Source organism: Candidatus Omnitrophota bacterium (assembly GCA_030688425.1).
In the GTDB taxonomy this organism is placed as follows: Bacteria; Omnitrophota; Gorgyraeia; order Zapsychrales; family JANLHA01; genus JAUYIB01.
Genome location: JAUYIB010000011.1, coordinates 1 through 7,351, shown reverse-complemented (window position 1 = coordinate 7,351; position 7,351 = coordinate 1). Strand labels below are relative to the sequence as shown.

Annotated in this window: 12 protein-coding genes; 7 read left to right on the top strand and 5 right to left on the bottom strand. The window is 58.4% G+C overall.

What is annotated here, in order from left to right; genetic code table 11:
- Positions 1-44 precede the first annotated feature (44 nt).
- From Q8Q08_00975 to Q8Q08_00945, 7 genes are all read left to right on the top strand, one after another.
- Positions 45-404, top strand: a complete 360-nt coding sequence (locus Q8Q08_00975; protein MDP2652584.1) for a DUF4326 domain-containing protein — start codon at positions 45-47, stop codon at positions 402-404.
- 369 nt (positions 405-773) lie between these two features.
- A complete protein-coding gene (locus tag Q8Q08_00970; GenBank protein ID MDP2652583.1) occupies positions 774-1,289 on the top strand; it encodes a DNA cytosine methyltransferase in 516 nt (171 codons plus the stop codon).
- A 415-nt stretch (positions 1,290-1,704) separates the two neighbouring features.
- Complete coding sequence (locus tag Q8Q08_00965) at positions 1,705-2,055, top strand: hypothetical protein (protein MDP2652582.1); 351 nt, start codon at positions 1,705-1,707, stop codon at positions 2,053-2,055.
- Positions 2,052-2,762: a hypothetical protein gene (locus tag Q8Q08_00960; GenBank protein ID MDP2652581.1), complete on the top strand. Its 711-nt coding sequence runs from the start codon at positions 2,052-2,054 to the stop codon at positions 2,760-2,762. The genes Q8Q08_00965 and Q8Q08_00960 overlap by 4 nt, the downstream gene beginning before the upstream one ends.
- Positions 2,759-3,001, top strand: coding sequence for a hypothetical protein (locus tag Q8Q08_00955; protein ID MDP2652580.1), 243 nt, complete (start codon positions 2,759-2,761; stop codon positions 2,999-3,001). The genes Q8Q08_00960 and Q8Q08_00955 overlap by 4 nt, the downstream gene beginning before the upstream one ends.
- A complete protein-coding gene (locus Q8Q08_00950; GenBank protein ID MDP2652579.1) occupies positions 2,998-3,426 on the top strand; it encodes a nucleoside 2-deoxyribosyltransferase in 429 nt (142 codons plus the stop codon). The genes Q8Q08_00955 and Q8Q08_00950 overlap by 4 nt, the downstream gene beginning before the upstream one ends.
- A complete protein-coding gene (locus Q8Q08_00945; protein ID MDP2652578.1) occupies positions 3,423-3,773 on the top strand; it encodes a hypothetical protein in 351 nt (116 codons plus the stop codon). Before Q8Q08_00950 ends, Q8Q08_00945 begins: the two co-directional genes overlap by 4 nt.
- A gap of 1,243 nt (positions 3,774-5,016) precedes the next feature.
- Here Q8Q08_00945 and Q8Q08_00940 read toward each other — a convergent pair.
- From Q8Q08_00940 to Q8Q08_00920, 5 genes are all read right to left on the bottom strand, one after another.
- Complete coding sequence (locus tag Q8Q08_00940) at positions 5,017-5,244, bottom strand: hypothetical protein (protein ID MDP2652577.1); 228 nt, start codon at positions 5,242-5,244, stop codon at positions 5,017-5,019.
- Positions 5,244-5,492 (bottom strand): hypothetical protein, encoded by a 249-nt coding sequence (locus Q8Q08_00935; protein MDP2652576.1) that lies wholly within the window; start codon positions 5,490-5,492, stop codon positions 5,244-5,246. Before Q8Q08_00935 ends, Q8Q08_00940 begins: the two co-directional genes overlap by 1 nt.
- Positions 5,493-5,623: 131 nt before the next feature.
- Positions 5,624-5,761, bottom strand: a complete 138-nt coding sequence (locus tag Q8Q08_00930) for a hypothetical protein (protein ID MDP2652575.1) — start codon at positions 5,759-5,761, stop codon at positions 5,624-5,626.
- 111 nt (positions 5,762-5,872) lie between these two features.
- Complete coding sequence (locus Q8Q08_00925; GenBank protein MDP2652574.1) at positions 5,873-6,295, bottom strand: hypothetical protein; 423 nt, start codon at positions 6,293-6,295, stop codon at positions 5,873-5,875.
- Positions 6,296-7,351 (bottom strand): hypothetical protein (locus Q8Q08_00920; GenBank protein ID MDP2652573.1); only part of this gene is annotated, 1,056 nt, incomplete at its 5' end.

Sequence of the window (7,351 nt, the reverse complement as noted above, 5' to 3'; positions counted from 1 at the left end):
GCCGACGGGAGCAGTTGATGTACAGTGGGGTAGGAGGAAGGCCCATGCCAAAGCGAATACAGCGTAGGAGGGTGCACGGCTGGCGAATGCCAGAGAACTGCATGGTGGTGAGCAGGCCATCTAAGTGGGGAAACCCCTTCGTCACCACTGACCCCCTCATGCCTCCCGGACTAACTCAGCGGGCAAAACAGCAGGCAGTAGTTGATGAATATCATCGGTGGCTTCGATATACCCCTGCTGGCAGAGAGGTTTACGTCCAAGCAGGCACCGAGCTTCGGGGCAAAGACCTGGCCTGCTGGTGTCCTCTGTGTGAGAAACATGCAGATGGTAAGCCACTGGATGAGCAGTGCCCCGATTGTCAACCCTGTCATGCCGACGTGCTCCTGGAGATAGCCAATGCCTAACCCCGTCCTGCCCGGGCCCAAAAGGAGATAAAATGGTCTACGCAGTTAACATGCACGTTGCAAAGCGGTTTGTCGGTGAACATCATTACGCTAGAACATGCCCACCCCATTGCCTTGAGGCTCTAGGAGTTTATCAGAACGAAGCTTTGATGGGTAATTATCCCGCCACGTCATGTACGCCGATGGTAACATAGAGATATGAAGTGTCCCGCTTGTGGAACGGACTGCGGAAAGCCATCCCTCTGCGACCTTTTCTGTGGGGCCGGAGGTGCTACCCGTGGTTACCAACTCGCCGGATTCTGCGTCCTCGGCGTGGATAACCGTCCCCAGCCTCGCTACATCGGCTCTCGGTTCGTTCAGGCCGACGCCATGACGTATCCATTGGGAGGCTTCGATGCGATCCACGCGAGTCCGCCATGTGAGCACTACAGCCGAATCACCGGGGTGAATGGCATCCGTTCCGAACACCCGGCCCTGATAGTGCCGATCCGTGAACGTCTCTCGTCGATCGACGCGCCGTGGGTCATGGAGAACGTCGCCGACGCACCCCTTGTCAACTATATCCAACTGTGCGGCTCGTCGTTCGGGCTGGACATCCAACGCCATCGCCTGTTTGAGTCCGGCGGCTGGCAGCCGGGGCTTGTCCCACCCTGCGCCCACCATTGGCAACGAAAGCGATTCCGGTCGCTGAACAAGCACGGCCGCTTGGAAGGAAAGCTCTCGCCGGTCGTCGGCGTCTATGGCTCCGTCAACTATGCCGGTGAGTTCCCGATCCGGTGCGCGGCGATGGGTATCAACTGGATGATCAACGACGAATTGGTGAAGGCTATTCCGCCCGTCTACACGGAATACATCGGGCGGCAACTGTTGGAGCATCTGCGATGAAGCAACCCCCCCTGACCAAACGCCGCTTTGAATCCTTGCTCGCCCGGTTCCTGCGCCCTACGCCAGAGGCGCAGGCAACCGATCAGCCAGTGCCGCAAACATCGGCTCCGACGAGTGACGACGGTTGTACCGAAACGCAAGAGGCCGAGGTTGTGCATCCACGCCAACTGATTACCAAGTATGGAACCAGGGCTAAGGCGTTTACTGATACTCTAGGGCTGCGTAAGGCAAGGGGTCGGCAATTCTTGTACATCTATCCATTAGAGAAGCATGTACTTAACACTTGTTTGCTAGATTTGTCCGCACCGTACCCCAAGGGCGACGATTGTTTCTTGTGTTTTGATGATGGGGAGGTACGCAGTGCTGAGAATGTTACTTCGGCCCTGCGTCATCCCACTAATCAAGGAGTGTTGCTATGAAGCTCAACCTCGCCATGATAGCCCAGCTTCCCCGTGCGGACCTGCGCCGCATTTTGGAGGCGGACTTCGAGGACGCCATCATCGCAGAGGCCAGGGGGCAGGGCTGGATGGTAGCCCACTTCCGCCCGGCCAGGATGCAGGATGGGCGCTGGAGGACTCCGATGAAGGGAGACAGGGGCTATCCAGACATCACCCTGGTGCGTGCCGGACAGATTCTAATGATTGAGGCCAAAACCGAGCATGGCAGCGTCACGAAGGAACAGGCCCAATGGCTGGATGCTCTTGGCCCTTATGGGAGACTCTTCAGGCCAAGAGACGCAAAGAAGATATTGGAGGACTTGAAATGAAAAAAGATGAAGGTCTGTACTACAAGATTGCTCGTCCAGACGGGTGGGATTTTTTCACAGGCAAGACGATAAACTATAGAGAGGCTCTAGGGGGCACCGTGGCGGCCCCACTCGTAGGGGAAAAACGCCCTGAACTCTGTGCCCCCGGCGTCCTGCACGCCAGCAGGAGAGCGGAGGACTGTTTCCAGGGAGGCTCCATCCCCTGCTCGCTCTATCGAGTCCAGGGAACGCCTGTCGTGCAGGATGATACCAAGGCAGGGTTCCGAGCGATGGACGTGATTAAGGAACTCGACCCCGCTGCCTTCTTCAAATGGCGTTATGCTGAGGCGGCCAACCCAGTGAATCCATTTACGCTCTCGCCGCCTGAGATTACTCCTGACATCGTAGCTACTCTCCAACAGTGGGCCAGCGTGTGGGACGGCGTGGGGGCCAGCGTGAGGGACGGCGTGGGGGCCAGCGTGGGGGCCAGCGTGAGGGCCAGCGTGTGGGCCAGCGTGTGGGCCAGCGTGGGGGGCAGCGTGTGGGACAGCGTGAGGGCCTATATCGGGTATATTTTTGCCCCCGTAGTGAAGGGGTGGGAGCATAATTATCCCTATCAACCTGCCGTTGACCTCTGGAAACAGGGGCTGGTTCCCAGCTATGACGGCGGAGTCTGGCGGCTGCACGGTGGACCGACGGCCGAGATTCTGTGGGAGGGAAAGCCATGAACGACTTTACATCCGACCCCAAGCTCACCGACGAGGAGATACAGGCGGTATTTGACCAGCCCGGGGCCGACGAAGAGGATGAATTGAGCTTCCATCATCGTGTAGCCGACGCTGCCACGGCGAAGGCTCTCTATTGGGCCGTGGACTGGCTACGCAACGAGCTGTTCGAGACCGTAGGGGCGGATAGTTTGGAGGTGTATCTTGTAGCCAAGGGTATCGAACGGAGGGCAATACGATGAACATCTATCTGGCCGCTCGATACAGCCGAAGGGAGGAGCTTCTCGCCTACAAAGCGGACTTGGAAGCAATCGGCCATACCGTCCCTGCCCGATGGCTTCTCGGTGAGCATCAAGTCCATGACGGTGCCCTTGAGGTGGAGGCCGCCACGGAATCAATGCCCGATGTAGCTCGGCTCTTTGCTGAGGACGACGTAGCGGACTTGCAAGCCGCCGACCTACTGATAGCGTTCTCGGAACCCCCCAGGGCGAGCGGCAATAGTCGTGGGGGTCGCCATGTTGAGTTCGGCATGGCCTTGGCCTGGGGTAAGCCTATTATCATAGTGGGGCCAGCCGAGAATGTTTTCCACACCCTGCCCCAGATACGGCGATGGGAATCATGGGAAGCCTTGATGCACGAGGACTGGTGGGATGAGGTGAACGTATGAGCACCATAGACCTGGACTGGTTCCAAAGGCACATTCAAGCCTGGGTTGATTTTCATGACCGCGACAATCGTCCCAATATGGACAGCGAAGAAGAACAGGCGCGGTTGGCGAGACACCTGTGGGCCAACCAGCCTGGGTTCTATCCGAACAAAGAGGAGAAACTAAGGGAGATGCTTAGAGAAGCCCACGATGCCCTCTCCGAACTCAGCCCCGTTGCGATGCTTGCTGCCGAAGAAAACAGGATAGAAGCTCTCGATGCATGGATCGCCAGCGAAACGGGGAATGATGGCTGGATCGGACTGTTTGGCCGCATCGAAGCAGCCCTAGAGCCGAAGGAGCGCGCATGAGGGTGGAGCAGGCTCAGAGGGAGGCCAGATGACCGCCTACACGCTGCCAAAAGCCGTTGACCTGTGCTGCGGACGTGGTGCAGTGACCAGGGCGTTACTCCGTGCAGGGTTCGACGTTACGGGCGTGGATATAGTTCATCATCCCGACTATCCCAAAGAGGCGCACTTCATTCTGTCCGACATTCGGTGCGTTGACGGCAGGATGCTGCCAAGGCGACCAGTGTTCATATGGGCAAGCCCGCCCTGCACCGAGTTCTCTCGATGGCGGATGCCTTGGACGCGGAGCAGAGCGGTGGAGCCTTCTCTGGAGCTTGTACAGGCGTGCTACCGAATCCGTGATGAGGCACAGCCAGACTTCTTCATCCTGGAGAACGTGCGTGAGGCTCAACGCTGGCTGGGGCCCGCTATATTGCAAAGAGCGGAGCGGTATCTATGGGGCGATATTGTGCTTGCGCCCTTTATCCGGGCGAAGGCCAAGGAATCATACTCAGGGTCTCGGCCAGACCTGCGTTCCGAGGTTCCCGAAGAACTGGTGTATGCCATAGGCTGCATGGTCATGGCTGGAACACAGTATCTGCGCAAGCACCTAGAGAGACTGCCATGACCGCCGCCCGTGACACGCAACGCCGCTACCGGGCGAGGAAGGCCGCGCAGGGCCTGTGCATCTACGGCGGGTGTAAAGAGCCGCACCTGCCAGGCATCAGCTCCTGCCTGAAACATTCGGGAAGGAAGCTCGCCCCCAAGCGGTGCGACTGGACAGGCTGTTACGTTCTGCTCTCTGGGCCTGGATTCAAGTATTGTCCAGAGGATCGTGTGAAGGCCAGACAGAGGAGCAATCGAGCCAGTCGGCGTCGCAACTACTATCGGAGGAAGGAACGGGGCATCTGCGTCGGCCACGGGTGTCACGAAAGGGCTGTGGAGGGCAGGGCCATGTGCCGAGGCTGTCTGGAAAGGAACGTCGCAAGGCAGAAGGAAAGGGGCAAGCCAAAATGAATGACACGAAGATGCAGGGGAAGCCCATTGCGAGGACGACGGGATGTCGGGTGGGTCAACACGTCTTTACATGGGCAGGGTCTACCATCACAACCCTTGGACAGTATAACCTGCCCCCTGACGATCTCAGGTGCGACTGTAGTGCGTATACCTGGGCAGCGTGGCCCAGAAAGGGCTAGTTGAGCGCAGGACGGCAGAGATGTATGCCTTGAATGCCCCGCAGTAAGCCAGGAAGCGGCAAGGGACGAGGCTAGGCTCCCAACCAGTACCGCAAGCCCTCTGCTATCGCCACAGCGACCGTGACGACCCCAGCGAACTTGGCGTTATTGCGAGAGACGATGTGGCCAGGCCCCCACCCGCGGAGGCCGTGATGGTTGCCTTCGTGACGCTCCTGCCACTCGCGGATGCTCTCCACGTCTTTCCGAAGCCCCTCCACTTTGGCTTCCAAGCTGCCCAGGGTGCGGCTTATCTCATCCATTAGTCAGTACCCCCATTCGGTGGCCCATTACGTCGCTGTGCGCCAAAGAAGTAACCCACCGCCGCCGCAACGGGGGTGAGGGCCAGGTTGAGAACTGTGAATAGCTCAGAGGCGGGCGGGTCGGTCAGGCCGTCAATGACCTGCTTCGCTATCCAGAAGAACCCCAGCATGGCAATGAGGCCAAGGATAAACCTGGGTTCCAAAAGGTCGTCAACAATGGCTATGAGGCTATCCCACATGTGCTTCATTTACTCACAACCTTTCTGCACCAGTGGCGGTGTCCCCGCCGCTTCTTGAGACCGCACCGGACGCATCGATAGTCCCTGCCCATGAGCCAGGACAGGGCGTTGCGAAGGCGGACTTGCATGGGGTCGCTCCATTAGGACTTACGCCTCTTCTCCACGCCCTTTATCTTCCCTGCGTTCTTTGAGGCGTGGAACACCTGCTCGGCCTTTTCCTTGCCGTAGGTCTTCTGCATAGCCGCCTTGACCTTCTTACCCTTAGCTGTTAGCGGCATCTACTTTCCTTTCCTGGCCGCCATCTTCTTCACAGGTATCTTCGTAGGCGGCATACTCTTGGGCATGGCCTTAGCTGACCTGTGTGCTCCGTGCTTCATGTTAGACCTCCTCTAGATTACAGTCCTTGCGATCTCTCTGAACGTCACCCCGTCATACACCAGGCAGAGTACGTCGTTTGCCGTCGCCGAGAAGTCTCCCGCCGCCGCCAGCAGGATGGACGCCTCGCTCCCCGTGGGGCTAGCTGCATTATGCGTCACTGTCACGCTCGCGTCAAATTGGAGCACCACAATGGAACCCGCCTGCCATCCGCCGGTGTCTATGTGGTTGATGGTGGTTGTCCCCGTAACGTCGAAGTAGTTCCCGTCGCTGCCCAGTATGAGTACGTCGGCTGAGGCTATGTCCGCGCCCTTGCGCCCCTGCAAGCGGTTGCGGAGCAGCAGGCCCCCGACGTAGAGAGAGACGGGGCGATTAGCCTCCTTCAGCACAAGCTCCAGGCGACGTAGGCGGCTATTCAGGTTGGCAAGGGTAGTCATCTAGCCTACCTCTCCGAGCAGAACGTCCACGCGATACTCTGGAAAAGCGTGGTAGCCATTCGATAGTTCGGTCTCTCTCATTCGACCCGGCAGGAACAGACAATTGCGAGTCCCACCCTCTGTATCAGTCAGGACAATTTCACCTCCCTGGCTGTTCCATGTCCGGAGCTGGTCACGCTTCGTCTTAGCCCTGTTCTCCACCATCCCATTGTTAAGCATGATCCCATTTGCCACGTACAGGCTCAGGGGCAGCAGTTTGATACTGTCCGCCCTTAGCTGGCACGTCAGGGTGAAGTCGTGAAGCTCCGGCGTGGTGTTATCACCCGTCGTCTTGCGGTCAAAGGTGAACCTCAGCTCTATCTTGTAGAAGGTCACACCCGCACTGAAGGCTATCTCCTGGTTGTCCGAGATCAGGGTGCTGTTGTTGTTCGTGTTGGTTGTCGTGCCTGAGTTGACGTAGAGCCAGTCCCCAGTGCCGTTCAGCCTGTACCGGACGTGGATGCGGTTGTTGGTCGCACCCGAACCTAGGTTGTCGGTGTTACAGACTATCTTCTCCGCTCTCTTCAGGATATTGGGGAATCCCCCGTCAAAGCTCACGGTGTAGGCTTCGCCATCGGTGGACGAATACTCCGCATCGTCATCGTGGCCGTCGTGGGGAATGAACCGGGGCAGCAGGTTGCTGCCCGTGCTCTCTATTCCTACCCAGACCCTATGATGCTCGTCGGACCCGTTGGTTATGGCCTCCAGGAGCAACGCAGCATGGTTCTGGTCCGTCCCCGTGGTGTAGGAGATGGTGGTGATGTGAGACCAGTTGTAGTCCCCAAGCCCGGTCTGGTCTGGGTTCTCCGTCATCAGCAGGTGGTATTGGGTGTTGGCCGTCTCCGTCACCAGGACGTAGAGCCGTCCAGGTTCGCCGTGTCCTGCCACAACCCGGCCGTGGTATTGGCTCTGGTCTGGCATGGAGCCACTGAAGGATATGTCTCGGATAGACCAGGTGTCTGTGTCCATCTCCCACAGACCCCCGCCGTGCAGGGGAATGAACACCTTGTCATTCCA